This window comes from Bacteroides sp. PHL 2737 (genome assembly GCF_004115325.2).
GTDB classification, from domain to species: Bacteria; Bacteroidota; Bacteroidia; order Bacteroidales; family Bacteroidaceae; genus Bacteroides; species Bacteroides hominis.
The window spans coordinates 1,068,363-1,086,776 of record NZ_CP040630.1 but is presented as its reverse complement, the minus strand read 5'-3'; the positions used below and the strand labels follow the sequence as shown (position 1 = coordinate 1,086,776).

The 18,414-nt window shown below is 49.8% G+C and carries 17 protein-coding genes and 1 pseudogene; 5 read left to right on the top strand and 13 right to left on the bottom strand.

What is annotated here, in order from left to right; translation table 11 throughout:
• Window positions 1-108: 108 nt before the first annotated feature.
• From DBK98_RS04585 to DBK98_RS04575, 3 genes and pseudogenes are all read left to right on the top strand, one after another.
• A pseudogene (locus tag DBK98_RS04585) lies at window positions 109-940 on the top strand (phosphoribosyltransferase family protein).
• A gap of 131 nt (window positions 941-1,071) precedes the next feature.
• On the top strand, window positions 1,072-1,518 hold the full coding sequence (locus DBK98_RS04580; protein ID WP_007569366.1) for an N-acetyltransferase: 447 nt from the start codon (window positions 1,072-1,074) through the stop codon (window positions 1,516-1,518).
• Window positions 1,519-1,681: 163 nt separating this feature from the next.
• A complete protein-coding gene (locus tag DBK98_RS04575; protein ID WP_164932424.1) occupies window positions 1,682-1,966 on the top strand; it encodes a hypothetical protein in 285 nt (94 codons plus the stop codon).
• Window positions 1,967-2,252: 286 nt separating this feature from the next.
• Here DBK98_RS04575 and DBK98_RS04570 read toward each other — a convergent pair whose 3' ends face one another.
• From DBK98_RS04570 to DBK98_RS04510, 13 genes are all read right to left on the bottom strand, one after another.
• Entirely contained in the window at window positions 2,253-3,731 is a 1,479-nt protein-coding gene (locus DBK98_RS04570) for a PepSY domain-containing protein (protein ID WP_128900002.1), read from the bottom strand.
• Between the two features lie 10 nt (window positions 3,732-3,741).
• Window positions 3,742-4,635, bottom strand: a complete 894-nt coding sequence (locus tag DBK98_RS04565) for a hypothetical protein (protein WP_007569372.1) — start codon at window positions 4,633-4,635, stop codon at window positions 3,742-3,744.
• Between the two features lie 12 nt (window positions 4,636-4,647).
• A complete protein-coding gene (locus DBK98_RS04560) occupies window positions 4,648-5,577 on the bottom strand; it encodes a hypothetical protein (RefSeq protein WP_007569373.1) in 930 nt (309 codons plus the stop codon).
• Window positions 5,564-5,818 carry a hypothetical protein gene (locus tag DBK98_RS04555; protein WP_225719307.1) on the bottom strand — a complete coding sequence of 85 codons (255 nt, stop codon included), beginning with the start codon at window positions 5,816-5,818 and terminating at the stop codon, window positions 5,564-5,566. Before DBK98_RS04555 ends, DBK98_RS04560 begins: the two co-directional genes overlap by 14 nt.
• 8 nt (window positions 5,819-5,826) lie before the next feature.
• On the bottom strand, window positions 5,827-6,540 hold the full coding sequence (locus tag DBK98_RS04550) for an HmuY family protein (protein WP_008655044.1): 714 nt from the start codon (window positions 6,538-6,540) through the stop codon (window positions 5,827-5,829).
• 14 nt (window positions 6,541-6,554) lie between these two features.
• On the bottom strand, window positions 6,555-8,912 hold the full coding sequence (locus DBK98_RS04545) for a TonB-dependent receptor (protein WP_008655042.1): 2,358 nt from the start codon (window positions 8,910-8,912) through the stop codon (window positions 6,555-6,557).
• An 89-nt stretch (window positions 8,913-9,001) separates the two neighbouring features.
• The gene (locus tag DBK98_RS04540; protein WP_044301994.1) at window positions 9,002-9,634 is read right to left on the bottom strand and encodes a DUF4903 family protein; all 633 of its coding nucleotides are present in this window, start codon (window positions 9,632-9,634) and stop codon (window positions 9,002-9,004) included.
• A 412-nt stretch (window positions 9,635-10,046) separates the two neighbouring features.
• Window positions 10,047-10,538, bottom strand: coding sequence for a hypothetical protein (locus tag DBK98_RS04535; protein ID WP_007569380.1), 492 nt, complete (start codon window positions 10,536-10,538; stop codon window positions 10,047-10,049).
• Window positions 10,539-10,578: 40 nt separating this feature from the next.
• Complete coding sequence (locus tag DBK98_RS04530; RefSeq protein WP_007569382.1) at window positions 10,579-12,021, bottom strand: hypothetical protein; 1,443 nt, start codon at window positions 12,019-12,021, stop codon at window positions 10,579-10,581.
• A 147-nt stretch (window positions 12,022-12,168) separates the two neighbouring features.
• Window positions 12,169-14,907, bottom strand: a complete 2,739-nt coding sequence (locus DBK98_RS04525) for an outer membrane beta-barrel protein (protein WP_007567535.1) — start codon at window positions 14,905-14,907, stop codon at window positions 12,169-12,171.
• Window positions 14,908-15,293: 386 nt separating this feature from the next.
• Window positions 15,294-15,833, bottom strand: coding sequence for a hypothetical protein (locus DBK98_RS04520; protein ID WP_007567538.1), 540 nt, complete (start codon window positions 15,831-15,833; stop codon window positions 15,294-15,296).
• A 120-nt stretch (window positions 15,834-15,953) separates the two neighbouring features.
• The gene (locus DBK98_RS04515) at window positions 15,954-16,382 is read right to left on the bottom strand and encodes a hypothetical protein (protein ID WP_007567540.1); all 429 of its coding nucleotides are present in this window, start codon (window positions 16,380-16,382) and stop codon (window positions 15,954-15,956) included.
• 81 nt (window positions 16,383-16,463) lie between these two features.
• Window positions 16,464-17,258 carry a M23 family metallopeptidase gene (locus DBK98_RS04510; protein WP_007567541.1) on the bottom strand — a complete coding sequence of 265 codons (795 nt, stop codon included), beginning with the start codon at window positions 17,256-17,258 and terminating at the stop codon, window positions 16,464-16,466.
• A 140-nt stretch (window positions 17,259-17,398) separates the two neighbouring features.
• Between DBK98_RS04510 and DBK98_RS04505 the strand changes: the two genes are divergently transcribed.
• Together DBK98_RS04505 and DBK98_RS04500 are read left to right on the top strand one after the other, a co-directional pair.
• Window positions 17,399-18,157, top strand: a complete 759-nt coding sequence (locus DBK98_RS04505) for a DUF4099 domain-containing protein (RefSeq protein ID WP_007567550.1) — start codon at window positions 17,399-17,401, stop codon at window positions 18,155-18,157.
• A 20-nt stretch (window positions 18,158-18,177) separates the two neighbouring features.
• Window positions 18,178-18,402 (top strand): hypothetical protein, encoded by a 225-nt coding sequence (locus DBK98_RS04500; RefSeq protein WP_007567552.1) that lies wholly within the window; start codon window positions 18,178-18,180, stop codon window positions 18,400-18,402.
• The last annotated feature ends 12 nt before the right edge of the window (window positions 18,403-18,414 follow it).

The window sequence follows — 18,414 nt, the reverse complement described above, 5'->3', positions numbered from 1 at the left end:
GATATTTCGAGAAGACATTGAAACAGGTGAACGGCAGGTGCAAAGCTCCCGTGGCAGAGAAAACTGCCGGTTGTACAGGTATGTCGGAATAACCTTATCCCAATGAATATGGAAGCAAAGCTCTGGTTCATGGTTTTGTGCGGCCTTGCAGTCCTGCTGTCGTATCTTGCCGGTTTCTGGCGACGGAAGACTGCAGCTGCTGCGTTCGCAGCAGCACGCCGCTACCGCCAAAGAGCGCGACCGTTATTGCCGTCTGGCGGTACTGGCGGGCCATCGGGAAGCCTGCCTCATGTTCTGTTTCGCCCGTTCGGACTTTTTCGAGGACCATCAGCCGCTCAAGCCGTTCAAATCGCACGGAATAAAAGTCGCTTTCTATGGGTATTACTATCCTTCACGGTACGCCGACCTGATCGACGATGAACAGCGGGCGTTCTGCTGTTCCCTCTACCAGTTCAAAGAGGGCGAAAATCACGGTATCGAGTTTTTTAAGGCGTGCATGTCCGTCTTGAATTTGGCCGATGCCCCTTACCACATCCTGTTTATGCCGTGCAGCGACGAGTTCAAGTATGCCCGGCGATTCAAACGGCTCGACTGGTACATCACAACCCACCGGCCGGACCTAAGTTCGGGCTTATATGATGTCGATGTGTTCGAGTCACGCGACAGCTTGCACGAGGCGAAAGGCGGCGAAAACCGTATCCTCGAAAGGAACTACCGTATCACGGGGAATATCGAAGGGAAACAGATTATCATCGTGGACGACGTGCTGACAAGCGGACAGAGTATGGCCGACTACAAGGAGGAGATAGAAAGGTGCGGCGGCAAGGTGGTGGCGGCCATCTTCTATGGAAAAACCGTTACCCGGCCGCCTCTGCTTCTGATAAAGGCGCACGTGTGGGGTGGCTGCATCGTGAACAAAATCAAGGAACTGACGAAATGAAAGAATGACTATTGTTGAAATTCGTTTGAACATCATCGGGAAAAAGCCTTATCCTTTTTATCAAGGGGTGGTAGAAAGGGGACTTGAACACTTGGAAACGGTTTTGGAACATTGGAAAAAGAATATATGACATGGAAATAAAACTTATTACTTCTAACAAGAAACAATTCTTGGATTTGCTGTTGTTGGCAGATGAACAAGAAAGCATGATAGACAAATATCTGGAACGAGGTGAGATGTTTGCCCTCTATGATGACGGTCTGAAGGCTATCTCTGTAGTGACGTGTGAAGGAGAGGGTATTTACGAAATAAAAAACATAGCCGTTTGTCCCTCCTCCCAACGCAAAGGATACGGAAAACGGCTGGTTGATTATCTCTTTGGATACTATCAGGGCAGATGTTCCGTCATGCTTGTCGGTACGGGAGATACGCCATCTACACTCTCTTTCTACGAACATTGCGGCTTTCGTATCTCACACCGACTGAAAAATTTCTTCACGGATAATTACGATCATCCGATTTATGAGGATGGAAAGCTGCTTACCGACATGGTGTACTTGCGGAAAGATTTCTCTTAATTCATATTTTGAATGGAATCTCATTTTTCACATCATTTATTATAAGTGATTTGTGATTATTGAATTATATCTCTATTTTTGGAAACGTAATTTTAATTTTCCCGAAAAACCAAGAATAATAGGGACAAGTATTTTTAGTCATTACATTAAAACATTATAATTTATGAAGAAAATCGTATTGACTTGTGTCCTCGTTTTTTCAGCCTGCTGTGTGACCCTGTTTGCACAAAAGGACAAAAAAGAAAAGGAAACAGTGAAAATAGAATGTTGTTGCGAGGACTGTACCTGCCGCAAGTGTAAATGCGATACGGACTGCTCGGAATGCAGAGGTTGTCGCAAGAATGAAGAATGCAGAAGTTGCGTAGATTGTGATCATGAAGGTCGTTGCTGCGATTATCATCGTCATCACAAGAAACACAGAAGAGGCGGATGTTGCGGAGGATGTTAAACAATCGCTGCCCCAAATTATAAAAAGTGAGGTTGTTCACTTCAAACCGGCACAACCTCACTTTTTATGCGCAAAGAGGCGATGTCTCCGTATGCGGTCATTCCAACCAATGGAATCTTGAACAAAGCCTCCCAAATTTTCAACTGGCAATCCGTTTCTTTCAAATGCCGTTTTATCTCTCCGGTCCTGCATGAAAATAAACAGGGCGTTCTGCCGTATGCCATCGCATTTTGTGTAGAATCGGGTGTGCTCAATCTCCAAGAGACTTTCTTAAAAACAAGTTTTATTACTTGTTTCCTTTTCTCACCCTATATCCTGTCCACAGACACCATACGCATCCTCCTCCCACGAGGAAGACAAACACGTAAGTAGCCACGCTGCCTATGAACACCCGTCCGCTGTGTACTTCCAAAGCGAAGTTCCAAAGCGACATGGGTTGTGTGGAGAGTTCGCCGGGCTGGACAAGTGCATCCGTTCCCTCGTAATATTCCACCACGCATTCCTTTCCCTTGAAATCCGCACTGTAACCCGAAACGGCAAACTTGCCGAAAGGAGGACCGGCTGTATCTTCGGCTTCTTCTCCCGTGAAGTAGTCCGTTACCCAGCCCTGCTGTCTGTCCCAAACGAACAGGCCGCTGAACGAACCGGCCAGCCAGTTCCCCTGCTTATCCTTTTGCCAGACATTCAGCCCCATGACACTGACCGGGGGAGCTTCCTCCACCTTCACGGGAACGGCATCCGGTGAAGCCAGCGAATAAAAACCTTCGGAAGTGGAGAGCAGCCAGTCACCGCACATATCGTCATAGCGCACCATGCGCAGCTTGTCGTGCCAAGGATTAGGGCTGTCTAAGGAAGTGCCGGGCAGAGCGGGTGTCTTAGTCAGAGCCAACGGTATCATGACGGGTGGACGGAGACACCAGCCCGTAACGGCCACCAAGAGGGTCAGTATGATAGTGGTGCGTCCCAGCTTGTCGTGCCACAGCAGGGAGAGGCGTGTCCATCGGGCTTCGCCTTCCGTGTGCCGCCCGTGGCGGTGGCGGCGGCGCATGTCCTTGGGCAGCAGCCAGTAGGCAAGCCCCGTGAGGCACAGGAGAACCAGCACAACAGCCACCGCATCCACAACCAGCTTGCCTGCCGTGCCGAACAACTCCCCGCTATGCAACATCCACACCGTGCGGAAAAGCGTCACCTTCGGCTCGTAACCGTCGGGAACTTTCACCTGTATTTTCCGAAATCCGGCGTGAGAAGACGTGGAGAGATAGAGGTACGAACGTCCGGCAACTACCAGCGTGTCGCCCCGGACGGTGATGTCCGAAAGACGTTCTCCCTCGTCCAAAGGCAGGGGGATTTCTATCCAAGCCGTTCCGTCGTGGCGGTACAGGCCGAACTGGCCGGCGGCATACAGCGTACCGTCGGGTGTTTGCACTATGCCTTTCATGCTACGGTAGTCCGCCCCTTGGGAAAGTCCTTCGTTGAAGTCCGCAAAAGCCGAGGCGGCAGTGTCCGTGCGCCATACCCCGGCTGCACCATAGGCCAGTATATGAGCCACGGAATCCTTGTCCGTATAGCGCAGCGTTCCCCTCAGCAGCCCGCCGTTCCATGCTTCGAAACGATAACCCGCAGGCAGCCACTTCCGGCTGACGTTGATGTCGGCCACCGCTTCACGATGATTCAGCACAATACCGCTCCAACAGAACATGAGCATGAAGAAGCAGAACAGCACCCCGAACCATTTATGATGTTTCCTCCAAGTTATCCGTTTCATGATTTATCTTTTATTGTCGTTTTACATCCGCAGTTTTCTTTCGTCTGTCACAAGCGAGATAAAGCCCGGTTACTGCAAACGAAACCAGAATCAACGCGATTTCCTGCACATGTCCTTGTGGATTTGCCCATAGCCCGTTCAGCAGGTGAATCCGGTCGAAGACCTCTACCGCGATCCAGAAGATAATTACGGTGGCGAAACCGAAACGCAGGCTCATGCCCCACGAAGCATAACGCAACAGCTTGGCGAACATGAACAGCGAACCGATGAAGCCCAGCATCCCGACAAGCAATGTCACCGGATGATGGTCACCAAAAAAACGCTCATCGTAGCAGAACATCAGCACCAAGTAGCACGTCCACAGCATGGTAATGACTTCCATAAAAGCGACAATGCTGGTATGGCGTGTCATGGGGCGTGCGGCGATTTCCTTCTTGTGCTTGCCGAAGAACAAGCGCTGCCACCAGTTCAGGAAATTGCAGCCGTTGGCAGTGCAGAACAGGTACAGCATCATCGTCATGGCCCAGAACCCGAATGTGGACGGAAGTATCAGGTATTCCGGCCGGCTGACAATCTCGCCCGTTACCGGGTCGAGCTGCGCCTGCGTGCCGAAACGGTTGGCATAGTACATAAACAGGAAGTCGATGGCGCCCATCCAGTAAAACATACCGCCGAACAAACCCAACAGCGTTTGTTTGACGTCGCCTTTTATGAATACACCGATAATGACCATCAGCAAACCGAACAGCCCCATTCCCATACCGGCATAGAACTGTTCCACCCCCGCCGTACCGTCTTTCAGCGCACGTGCCAGGATGTGTGTCAGCGGCATGGCAACCAATGTCACAGCGATGGAGACAAACGCTTTAAGCCAGTGCCTTTTTCTCTCTTTTGTTGCTGCCATATCCGGTTTTCTTTATTGGGAAACGGCATTCTTTTTCTTCGCACCCATATACCACAGGTAAACAGCCAGTACAAGGAACGCTGCCAGTATGATAATCATTTCCGTCTTATGCCCCATAGGGTCTACCCATATCTCGCTCAACAAATCCATACGGCCAAGGATCTCAATCGGTGTCCAGAACACGATAACGGTAGCGATTGCCATACGGATGTTGGCCCCCCACGCAGAAAGGCGCAACTGTTTGGCGAAGATAAAGAACGAGCCGATAAAGCATCCGACCCCCACCAACAGTGTCACCGGATGATTCTCGCCCAGGAATACATCATCGTAGCAGAACATCAGCAACAGGTAGGAAGTCCACAGCAACATCATCAGTTCCATGAATGTGACGATACTCGTGTGGCGCGTCATGGGGCGGGCGGCGATGTCGTTCTTCTTACCACGGAAGAGCAACCGTTGCCACCAGTTGATGAAGTTGCATCCGTTCTTTGTACTGAACAGGTACATTACCATAATCATCATCCAAAAACCGAACGAGGCGGGCAGTATGAGATATTCGGGACGGGTTACGATTTCACCCGTCACAGGGTCGAGTTCCGGCTGCGTGCCGAAACGGTTGGCAAAATACATGAAGAGAAATTCCACCCAGCCTGTCCAGAAGAGCAGACCGCCGAAGAATCCCCAGAGTGTTTGGCGCGTATCTCCTTTGGCGAATACGCCGACAATCACCATCGCCATACCTACCGCGCCCATGACAAAGGCCGAATAGTGCAGAACGGTCTCGCTCATCAGATGCTCCATGATAATCATCAGCCCGTGCCCCAAAGGCATGGTAAACAATACCATGAGGAAAGAAGCGATGGCTTTCCACCAATAGCGCCGTTTGGCGGCAGGAGGTGTTACATTTGTTGTTTCAGTGGTCGTTACGTTAGTCTTTTCCATATTCCATTAATTTACGTTTGATACGTTTCTTGTAGAATACTATAATAATTGCCGCAGCAACCAGCATGGCGGCGTGCAGCGTAATTGTAAACTCCCAAGTGGGAGCATTGGGGCTGTCCCCGTACTTGTCTGCCATGACGAAGTGGGCGACCGTTATCGCCGTCAGGAAGACGATAACTGTCGGCCATTTCACCCACCGCCGGTTGCAGAAGCGCATAAAGCGCACGAATTGTCCCATCATACTTTCCGTCATTTCAATTCGTCGCAATAGTAACTGATTCTCCCGCCTTCATCACCGATTTCCACGTTGGCATCGTACCAACTGATAATCTGTATCTTGAAGTACCTCTCTCCGTCGGCGGTACGCACCACATACGTGTGGAACGAAGGGGTGTATGTGGGGGGAGGCCCGGAGAAGCTCATGGCCTGCGACAGCAGCGGGTTGGCATTGGTCTCGGTCGTGGCAGGACCGTTGTTGGGGTCGAACCACGGGTTGGCATCGAAGTCCAGATTGTTTTCCACAAGGTAATGGTTCCAGTCGTTCTGCGACATGGTGACGCGCACGTCGTCCGTGTCAACGACCCATTCCAAGTCGGAAGGCAGTTGTGAAACGCTCGTCCAGTCATCGTAACCGCCATAGCCCAAGTCGGCGGCACCGCCCTGACCGATGCCGCTCGTACCCGAATTGGTACGCATGGTATAGCCGCAGAAAGCCAGATCCCAGTCCGTGCGGTTGATTTGTTCGCCTTCCTTGATGTCCTTGTTCACGGTGTAAGTGTTGAATGACTCTCCCGTGCGGAGGTTGAAGTATATCCAGTCGTTCGTCACCCCTGTGGAATAGCCCGACTTGCGGGGCAGCGTCTTGCCCGTAAAGGGCTGTATGTCGTCATAGTCCACGCAGGAGAACATCGTGAGACAGCCCAGCAGGAGGCTTACCGTTTTGAATAATCCCATACGTTTCATTGTCGTATATTTAATCATTTCTTTTTCCTTAAAGAGTTAATCACATCGTCCAGCATAAATTCCAACTGCACCCATCCGCGTGTTCCCGGCGTGGCGGGCACGTTGAACATCGTGATGCCCGAACCGAGGGTTTTCGGCACGTAGTTGAAGATGTTGTCCACACCGAGCGTCAGTTTTACCTTATTGTAGAAGGTCTGCGACACCGACAGGTTGCACAGCACGTATTGCGGCAGGTCGCAACGGAAGTAGGCGTCATAGCTCTTGTTGTCCTCTTCCACGAACACGCGGTCCTGCACGTCGAACTTCTTGCGTCCCATGTACGAGGCGCTGAACACGGCGTTCAACCGGTAGTTCTTCTTCGTGAACTTGTAGTCCAGACTGGCCGTGGCGGCATGGGGAGAGGTGGTGTTCACCTGTATGCCCTCGTTCTTGCTCACGTTCACGAAGCTGTACGTCCCGTTCAGCGTCAGGCAGTCCAGCACGTGCCAGCGCAGCAAGGCTTCCAGCCCCAGAAGGCGTTGCTTGCTCAAATTGGTGTACTCGAAGTTGTACTGCATGTCGTAGATGCGCCATACGCCCTCGATTTTATCACGGAAATAGTTGCCGTAGGCCGTACCGGACAGGAACAGGCGGTCGTTGCTGTACTCGGCTCCCAGCGAGAAATAATTGTTCTTTTCCGGTTGCATGTTCTCGTTTCCGCGGATCATGAACATGCCCAAATGGTCCCAGTTGAAGAAGAGTTCCTTGATACTCGGAGAACGGTATCCCATCGAATAGTTGGCGCGGATGCTCCACCGTTCGTTGGGCGAATACTTGGCGGCAATCTTGGGCATCCCCATGAAACCGAACGCCTTCGAGAAGTTGGTACGCAGTCCGGCAGATACCATCCACTTGGGGTTGATGGTCCACTCGTCCTGCAAGAAATACTCCGTTTCTTTCAAGGCGCGGGTTTTCAGATCGTGGTTGGCATTGCCGGAGAAACGGTCGGAGGTCAGTTCGTCCGACGTATGTTCCACACCGAAGATCAGGCTGTGCCCGTCGAAGTAGTTGCTCGTGATGGTCAGGCGCGGCTGCCAGATGCTACTCTCGTAGTCCTTGTTGCGCGTGTCGATGCGCTCGTGCCGCTTGAAGCGGTCGTAAAAGTCGGCATGAAGGCTACCCGTAACGCTGAACCAGTCCTTCACGTGGTAGGTCAGCTTGGCTCCCGCCGTCCAGTCACGCGCCTGGCTGAAAGTCATGTCCTGTATCAGGTCATACGTGTTCATGAAGAAGGTGCTCCCGTAAACCAAGACCGAGAGGTCATCGGTCGGGTCGTAATACAGTTTTTGGGAAACCGTGATATGCTCCTTGCCCTCGATGCCCATCGGCGGACGTGAGGACGAGTTGACCACGGTGATGTCGTGCGGAAGGAAGGGATTGGCCTCCTGCGTGTAGACCTTCTTGTCATTCTCCGCCTGATACATGTAGAACGCATCCGAGGAACTGTACCATGCGTCGGTCTGCGAGGTTACTTTCCCCGCCTTGAATCCGGCAGATACCCAGCCTTGCAGGTTGGGGCGGTCGGCATTCTTCTCGAACATATACAAAAAATCCTTCGGTTGCGGATTCTTGTAATTGCGCTCGTTCATCTGTCCGTAGCGCACACCTGCGTCGATGGAAAGCGGTTTGGTCGTTTTCTTCGTGATAAGGTTGATTACCGCACCGGCGGCACGCGAGCCGTACAGCGTACTGCTGGCTCCTTTTACAATCTCGATACGGTCGATGGCGTGCAGGTTGAAACGCTCGTAGTCGAGATTCCCGGCCATGTCGCCCGTCATGCGCTCGCCGTCCATCAGGAACAGCACGTGGCGGGCGTCGAGCCCCTGCATGGAGATTTCGTTTCCGAAGCCCACCTTCTGGATATTCAGACCGGGAGTTTCCTGCTGCAATGCCTGTTGCAGGTTGCTGTATCCGGCTTCGACCAACTGCTTGCCGCCCAAGACTTGCGTCGTAACGGGCGACATCTTGATGGGTCGCGCTGTACGCGAACCGGTGACGACTACCTCGTTCAGTCCCAAATGATCCTCTTCCAGATAGACGGTCTTCTCGGTTTCGGTCGCTTCTATCTTTCCTGTTGCCGGAACAAAACCGACATAGGATATTTTGTAATAATACGTTTTCTTGGAGGGGATTTTCAGTTCCGCCAGCCCGTCCACATTCGTGACGCTCCCCTGCAGGTTTTGCAACGCTTCGTTATCGGCATAGACCACAGTGGCCGCGATGACCGGCTGTTCCGTCCCTTTCTCCAGAACTTTGAGCTTTACTTTACGTTGTGCCTGGGCATTCATACATGCCAGTAAGACACAAAATAAGATGGCTGTTATTCTTTTCATCTGTCTATCATCAAAACATGTTATTCTACACAAAAAAGAGGGAAAGCCGTGTGTCTTACGGTCTTTCCTTCTTTCCTGCAATCGAAAGGTCAAGCCTTGCCCTGTTCTTTCTTGGCTTCTTCCAAGTCTTTTTCGTACTGGGCAAATTCTTCTTCAAAGCGGTCGATACGGCTCTTGTCGATTTCTTGCAGGAAGGTTTCGGTGCGCACGTTCATCATGTTGTAGTCCACGATGAACTCCACTTGCTTGGTGTCCACGTTCAGGAAACCATCTACACGGGCGCCGCTCCCTTCCTGGTTGTCCGCAGCGTCATCGCCGCTCGTGGTGACATTTCCGTCCGTTCCCACGAACTTCACCCAACCGCTGCCGGGGTATTCATCCTTTTCCCAACTGTTGAGTTGCATAAACTTCGTTGCACAGCGGAAGGTGATGGCGAAGGGCATGGCGCCCACGGTGAAGTCGCTCAGGTCGAGCACCATCGTGCCGTCTTCCCGCCAAGAAAAGTTGAATTTGGTGGGGCAACCGCTTTCCAACAGCGTCTTGTCCACACCGCTCATTGTAGCACGGGTTGAGAGCACGAGGTCTCCTACAAGGATTTCCTTCGCCTTATCAATATATTCCTGTGCAGGTGGCTCATTGGTAAGTGAATCGTCACTTTCACACGAACTTAATCCGATTACTGTTGCCATAAGAAGGCTGAATAAAAAGTATAACTTTTTCATTTTGCTTATATAATTTACTTGTTTTGTAATCCATAATTGTTTCCTGTTCATTACCCTTGCCTGCGTGTATTCCGCAAAGGGTATGTAAAGTCATGGTTTTTACATGATTAAAGGCAGGCTTTTTCCGATGGCAAAGTCTGTCTTTGATGTGTACCGCATGTAGGCTTCAGAAGCGGTTCAGGCGGTTTGGATAATTTTGTTTCCTCGCCGTCGGTTGCATACCGGAAGTGTTTTTAGCGGCATAGCAGCCTTGCTGACAGGATAATGGTGTCTTCCCCATTGGGTGAGGTGAATATATTGTGATAATTTTTTCTTAGTAACACACAAAAAAAGAGCTAAGAGAAAGCCGTTTGACAGCTTTCTCCTTACTCTTTCTGAATTTAATTTCGTTGCTTGACAAAATAATGACGAATTATTTTGTTCCAACAAAGTGTACGGATGCAGGGAAATCTGCACCTAAGAACTTACCGGATACTGCCAGAGTAAACTCGATAGTGTTGCCTGTAACTTTGGCATCAGTCAAAGAATCTAACTTCAATGTTACTAAATCCATGCCTAAAATGGTCAAAGTTCCTGCTTTATCACCTTTGAAAGCTGTAATTTCACCGGTTTCTTCATCTACTTCTACTTCCAACTCGATAGTGATATTCCCCGGCATACTTCCGATCTGCGGAAAATCGCAACTCAAAATACCATTTTCAAGAGTATAAGATGCAGCACGTGGCTCATAATCTTCTCCTCTCATTTTGATTTGATCCATTGTACCGTTATAAGTACCTTCGTAATCGCTGATTGCCAATACGGTACTTACACCATCTACATCCATCACTGTGGCAGCGTCAGCAGACTGTGCCATTCCGAAACTTGCTGCAACAAGGGCAGCTCCTAAGAAAAATTTTCGCATCGTTTTTATAATTAAAGTTTAATAAAAAAATAATTACACTTTATTTTTGTTTGTTCAATAAAGTCCTCCAACGGCATCCTTTGTTTTTATCATACGATAAAGAAGAAGTATAACCTAACCTTCTGACCGTATCGTCTGGGTCAATGTCTGTATAATTTGCTTTCAGGAATGCTTGGGTTGATTCTCTATAGAAAGTGTTCTCTGAACAAGCGAAATAAGTACCGGCATATCCATCTTCACTATAGAAAATGGTCAGTTCCGGATAAACCAGATTAAAGTCTTTATTCAAATCACCTATACTGAGTTCTGCTACCATCTTGACATTCGACATGTCAAATGTTTCCAATGCGTCCAAGCATTCAATATCAATTCTGTAGGCTTTCAATTCATTTTTTTCGGGCAATTTGATTTCTTTCAGTATAGGACATCCCAGAACCATCAGACTACTGCCATACGTACCATTGCCTTCCGTTTCTTTATCTCCTTGACCCCAAATAGTGGAATAACTCAAATCTAACTTCTGCAATGCCGGGTTATTTTGGACCCAAGCACTTCGCAAATCTGTAGCATTGGATAAGTCGATATCTTCCACTTCTATATTTTGCAGGATGACTTGGGTTATGAATTTCCCTACTTTTATATTGGGCATAGAAGCTATACTTTCTTCTCCGGCAGAATAAAGGCTGATTTTAGCACCTTCCCAATAAGGATTCTCCACCAGAAACTGAATACCCTCAAAGTTGGTAACATTATCAGCAGGAGCAACAAGCAGTTCCTTTGTTTTCTGGTCGAGTCCCAAATGTTTGCTAAGGTCTATTTGGTCGCCGTTAAACAGATCGGCAAAATTTGTCTGCAAATAAGTGAGCAGGTTTGCGTCGGGCACGTCGCGCAGGGTGGTATAAGTTTGCAGATTGCCGTCGACATCAGTCATCTTCATATCAATGGTGCCGGCGGTGATGGCTTCCTTGTTTTGGCGGTAGAAACGCACGAGATCTTCGATATTCTCTTTAGCGGTTTCCGGAAGGTAAAGTTTGGTAATTTCGTGCAGGTTAGTCACAGTTTCATCACCGTTTTCTTCCACTACGACACTCACAAGATTATCATAGTCGTAGATTTCATTACCCGTCAGGTCTATTCCGGTGATTTGTTCCGGCAATTTGGCAAAGTCGAACGCCGGGCCGTAACCATTGTCCGACAGATCCACATCAGTCAAGTTAGGGAACATGGAAAGTTCTGCCAGTGCGTCTGTGGAAATCTGCGTTCCGGAGAGGTCAAGCGTCGTCGTATTGTTAGCCAAATCATCAAGCAACAGATTGCCGTCCTCGTTGAATGTGTAGCCTCTTTGAACAAGAATGGTTTTCAATTCGGTATTCTGCACGGCACCCGTGCTGTATGAGAGGGTGTTGTCGTCATCGCTGCACGATGCCCCTATCAGCAGCATTGCGAATGCCATCAAACCGACATGCAAATTGTTTCTTTTCATCTTTCTGTGATTTTATTATTTCGTTATTATTATTTCGGGGTGCAAAATTATAACGAGTTTACTCAGAGCACAATACCTAAAAATTGGTATATAATTAGAAGCAAATCACCACTCATTAACTAAAAAAATATAAACTTCGCTCCTGCTTTATAATTGTTTGTTAAAACGGTACTTGAAGGAGAGCATGAACCAACTACCTATCTGCTGCGTGTGTCTCTCCGACAATCCGGAGGAAGAGACGCTGCGGGTAAAGTTCTTTTTCTGGCTAAGGATGTCCGCCCAGTAGAATGACAGTTCCGCCTTCTTCTGTTTGAGGAAACGCCAAGAAAGGGAGGCGTTCCACACTACCTGGTCATCTTCGCCGGGGGTGATGTTCGTCCCGTTGCGGAAAGAATAATCGACATCGCTCCGCAACTGAATGCCGCCGGGCAGGTCGGCGTAGGCGTTCACCCCCAAGCGGTAGTCGCGGGTGTAATCGCCGGTTTCGCGCAAAAGGTTGGTGGAGTGGCGGAAACGCCAGTCACCCGTCAGGTCGAAACCTCCCCATTGGGGCTGGTAGCCAAAACGCAGGTTGGCATTCAGTGTCGTGTTGTGGGTCGTACTGCGCTCCGGCATCTCCTGCTGTCCCTCGTTGATAAGGCTTACGTTCTGGCTGAACGAAGCGCCGGTACGTGCGGTAACGGAAAATCGGCGTTTGATGCGCTTCTGGTATCGCACGGTGGCTCTTGCGTTCCAATTCCCGTTCACATTCACGGGATAGCTTTCTATACCGCCTGTTTGGGTATTGTACGTCACAGCCCGTGTCACACTGTTCACCGTGTTCGCCCAAGTCATGTCTCCGTTCAAACCTATCTTCGTGTCTCGTGCTTCTAAGCGCACCCTTTGGTTGTACGAAGGGCGCAGGCTGGGATTTCCCCGTGTAATGTTCAGCGGATCGCTGTTGTCGGTCAGTGTCAGCAGTTCGGTCAGTCCCGGCTGTTTCGTGTCTCCCTCGTAACTTAGTTGCACCCGTGTTTTCTTTTTGTGCCACAAGACGGTAACAGCCGGGTAGTAGTTCACGGAGGTTCTCAGCGTGTCGGCTTGCATCCGCCCGGTCTTCTGGTCGAGACTCTGCCGTTCGGGAACGACGGACAGGCCAGCGTTGATTTCCCAAGTTCTGTCCGTATAGTTAAGGTGGAGGGCCACTTCATGCGCTGTCGTGTGGCTTCGGCTTCTGTTGCTCAGGCTGTCGGTATAGGCTGCCTCGTAGCCTTCCGGCAGGGTGTACAAGGGTTCATCGTCCGTACCGTCGAAAAAGCGGGACAGGTCGTAGGTATTGCGGTCGTTGTTTTGGTTTTCCCGTCTGAATTTATACGAAAGTTGTGCCCGCAGGCTCTTGTGTAGTGGCTGTGTCAGTATCAGTCCCAAGCTGAATTTGCGGTTTCTGTTTGGGCTGTCATAATATTGATTACGGTAGAGGACGGAATCGTTACCCCACTCATCCTGCAATTGGTAATAGGTGGTGGAGGACACGGAAAACGCCTCGTTCTTTCCTCTCCCCTCCGAGTATTGCATGGTTAGCCCCAAACTGCTGCCTTTCTCGTTCAGCCGTCGGGTGAGGTCGGCGTTCAGGAAATACTGCCGGTTGGCGCTTGTTGAACGGGAGTTCATGCGGATGCCATTCACCCGGATATCGTTTTCCGTTTGGCCGTTTTCTTCCCCATTGAACGGTGCTGTGATATCCAATTCTGGATTTTCATTGTAGGTCGCCTGCCGGCTGTCACTCCCGTTTGTCCCTTTCATCGCACTAAAGCTGCCTGAAAGGTTCAGCAAGGTCATCTTATCGATATTCCATTTCATGCTTAGCATGGTGCTTGCCATGCGGTTGGTGTTGTGGCGGTCGCTGGTCGCATAGCGGTAGCGGTTCCCCGTTTTCAGGTATTGCTCGTAGTAAGATGTCCCCTCGTTCCCATTGATAGCATTGCTGTACATGACATTCCCGTTAAGGTGTATCTTCTTTCCGAACTTTTTCAGGAAGTTCACCGCTACATTGTCTTGGCGGTTGTCTTTGTTTGCGGATGTCATGTTGCGGTTGCCGCTTTTGGCGATTACCGACAGGTTTTCCCCGCCGGTTTTGAAGAAATTGCTGATTAGTTCCGCTTCTTTTTTCTTGTTGTTACCCTTGCCTGCGGCTACGGAAGTCATCAGTGTACCGTTGAACTCCTTCTTGGTTTGCAGGTCGAGCACATAGTTTTCTTCCCCTGTTTTTATCCCCATGAATTTCTCCATTTCGCTACGCTTGTCATACACTTTTATCCTGCTTACCAAATCGGCGGGCAGATTTTCCAAAGCCAGCGCATGGTTTCCTGCAAAGAACGCTTCCCCGTTAACATTGATTTCCGCAATGGGAAGCCCATTATAAACCAAGGTTTTGTTTTGCCTGTCATATTCCAAGCCCGGTATCTTTTTTACCAGCTCTTCCAAGTTCGAGCCTTCGGGAATCCGGTAGGCATCGGCATTGATGACGGTAGTGTCGCCCACCAGTTCCACCTCCTTTATGGGAGCCGTGACCACCACTTCGGACAGTTCAAGACCTTCTGTCAAGACAATGTTTCCGACATGGATTTTCGTCTTGCCTGTATTTAATGCACGAAACTCCGGCTTCATACCTATATAAGAAACTTTCAGCAGGTAAGGCGATTCTTTCTTTGCATGGAAGCTAAGACGGAAATTCCCGCCGGCATCACTCATCACCCCTTTTACAAGGGTGGAATCCCCGGCTTCGAGTACCAAGATATTGGTATAGGGCAACACCTCTTGTCCTTCTCCATTGTTGGAAACGACAAGGGTCTTTCCGGTCACATCCACCCTCTGTTGGGCAAATAGAGTTATCGGAAACAGGAACATAAGTATCAGTCCGAGAACAGATATACGCACAATTACCCGTTATTTTTTTATAGTTTTTAAAAGAAATGAAAAACGGGTACAAAATTACAAGCTTTTACCAGCCGTGCCAATACCAAACAATCGGTATATATAATAACTCATTACTTTAACCTTCAACATATAAAAAATGGTCGGAACGATACAGAGTACAAGAAAACCTGCCGTACAACCGGGTCTTTTCCAGAGCATGGCGTCATGTATGAACCGGACATTTGTCGTGCAAATGAAAGCCTTCCAAAGAAACAAACCCCAGTCCACAATAAAAACAAATCCGGCAACCGTTCTTTTATAGAACCGGCTGCCGGACGAGCCAAATTGCGGAAACTGTTACCGTTTCCCTTCCAGAATCAGAATCGGCCGACCCGCAAAGCATTCACGAAAGCGCTGGCCTCTTCTCCCGTATAATGGAGTACGGAAGATGCCGGTTCGTAAGCGTAAGGAACATACTTCAGCAACTGGACGGCAGCGAAGTTACCGTCCTGCGAAACCATGTAGTCCATCCGCACACCGCCGTCCTTCTTCGGCAGTACCTCTGCCTTGCCGTCAAAAGTCTTCTCCTCCAGCAACCGCCCCAATACAGAGAGGTCGCCCGCATCGAAGAAACAAGAACCTTTTTTCACCAAACTGCCGGTCGGAACGTATATCAGACTCCTTTTTCTTATCATCAGGCGAATACCTCCGGCCACCAGAAAGGCGATTCCGCCGACCAGCAGGACAGGACCTGACGCGGAAGAGGAATCTTCCACTTTCGACGAGAAAAACAGAAGGCACAGTCCCACCGCACAAAAAAGGAGGGAAAGAATAAGAGCCGAAATATTGGTAATCTTCTTTATATCGGGATGCGCTGCGGAAAACAGGGTTTCGGCAGCAGAAATGTTTTGATTCATACGGATTGAAAATTTTATTTTTGCTGATTGTTCAATAATAAGATATACTCACGACGAACAGCCACACCCCGCTTTTCAGCCAAGTGTAACCGTCAGTATAAACGATAAAAAAACAAACCGCTAAATCAGAATCCGTCTCATCCCGAAGATATAATGCTCGCAGGCATTATCCCAGTTCGGGCTACGGGAAGAGTCATGCACGAGGGTACAACAATAGGTCAGGTTGTTCATGCGGCAAATGAGATACCGCTGTAAAATTCGGAGAAAATGGGCCGTTTCCACAGATATGTACCGAAGATGCATCCCCTTTACCGATGCGCCGGCACGGCAAGCCACATCGGGGATTTCCCCGATTATGCCTGTTATGTCGCTGTCCTTTTTTTGCCGGATAGAGTCTCTGTCATGGAATTGCTGAAAAGAGGCGTTGTCCGTATTTCGGACACAACATTCCTGCGCAGCCGCCACACCGGCCGCCGGAACATGCAGCGCCCCGGAATTGCATACCAAGGCCAGCAGCACCAACGATAGAACAGCAACGAATCCTTTCATACCTTAATTTTGCCTTGCAAAGGTAAGCATAAAGGCATTTTTTTACCATTCCCGTGAAATGATTAACAAAAATAAACGGAATCATCTGTGTTTTCCACCCGCAGGACTTAATGCGGGGGCCTCTCTGGATTCGGCCAGTGCCGCCACGCACTCTTCGCGTATGGACTTGATGTAATCCAGTACCATTAACGGATCGACACTTTTTCCATCGAGCTTGCAGGAAATATGCAGGTGTTCGCTGGTGCTGCGTCCTGTAGAACCGGTAATACCGACGACATCCCTCGGCCCGATAGCAGCCCCTTTCCGGGTAAGGATACGCGACAGGTGGCAATAGCTGACCGTGTAGTCTCCATGCCGTAAGGTCACATACTTGCCGGAGGATTTGTCCTGCCCGACTTTCACTACCACTCCCGCCATCATGGCCATCACCTCGTCGCCCCGTGCGTGGAGGTCGATTCCGTTGTGAAACTTCTTTTTTCCGGTAAAAGGATCTTTCCGATACCCATAAAGCGAGTTGATTTTCATCCGGTGCAGCGGATAGCTTACGCTAAGGTAACGCTCTATCCATACGTGTTTGCAGGTGTCGGCGGGCAATGCCGGGGCGGCGTCTCCTGCCGACGGTAAGGAGTCTTGGACGGAAAGCATGTTTCCGGGCAAGGTCGCCACATTATCCCTACCGGCAGAAACGACTTCAACCCTGTATCGGGACGGCACGGTCGAGACCGTATTGAATTGTGCTTGAACGGGGCCTGCGATACTTGCAGCACCCGCCATCAAAACCAGTAGTTTCTTTCTCATGCGGCAAATATAACCAGCCCTGCCCAAGATGTCCCGTTTCCACGGCCTTTTTCGACCAAAGTACAACAAAAAAAGCATTCAGAGTATGAATTTATGCGCAAAATCATACTCTGAACATAAAAATAAACTCTCTTAATACACTAATATTATTCTATTATATACAAGGGAATGAAAAGAATCTATCTTTGCAAAGTGTAATTCAAAATACAAAATTAAATATGAATGTAGTACGATTTGAACTAATTGAATTGCCCTATCCGACACTGGCCCGATTCGGGCTTACACAGGAGATGATCGAGGACTTGCCGATGCGTGTCCTCGATGAGATTTGCGACGGCAGACACTCTCCCGTGCTTCCGGTCCGTGTCCGTGACGAGAAGGGAGAACTAATCGAAAGCCGCAGCCGCTTCGCCCTTGTCCGTAGAGATGACGGTCTGTCGGACGTGGTATTTTATCCCGTCCTGGAATCCTCGCCACTGGAACGCTACGACGAGGCGCAACAGAAACAACTGCTCGCAGGCAAGGCGATTCTTGCCGATGTGGAGACGGCAGACGGACGGCACAGCAAGGCATTCGTGCAGATAGACGAGGAAACGAAGCAGGTGATGTATATCCCCACGCCGATTATCGGGCGCAACCTGCAAGTGCTGGCCGACATAATGCACCTCGGTACAATGGAGGTAAACAGTATGCAGAACGGCGAACCGCTGACACTGGTCGTGGACGATGAACCCGTCACGGTGGGCATCGACCTGCATGACAAGACCGGCATCCGCTTCTGTTCGGGCGACAGCCAGAAATGGAAAGAACAGCCCAAACGCGAGTGGGACAAGTACACTTTCGGCGTGTACGGCTGCTGGGTGATGGACGATGACGGCAACCTCGACTATGTTCCCGAAGAGGAATATACCGAAGAACTGTGGAACGAACAGAAGAAAAGCGCCGAGCGTAACCGTGCGGCGGGAGTTCACAAATAATATCTTAACATCCAGCGAATATGGCAGAACACCAATATTATTCCGAAGAGGTACTTATCGAGAAGATGGAGCGCGGCGAATACGGCTGGCTCGACTATGTGAATCATTTCTCGCCCGAATGGCAGGAGGAATATGCCCGCTATTGCAAGGAGCACAGCCTTATGGCGGGCAACGAATCCGCCGCCGAGTTCGTCCACTACAAGGACGAGCAACTGGAGGCGGCGATGGAGAACGGAGATGCATAACGGAAACCCTTT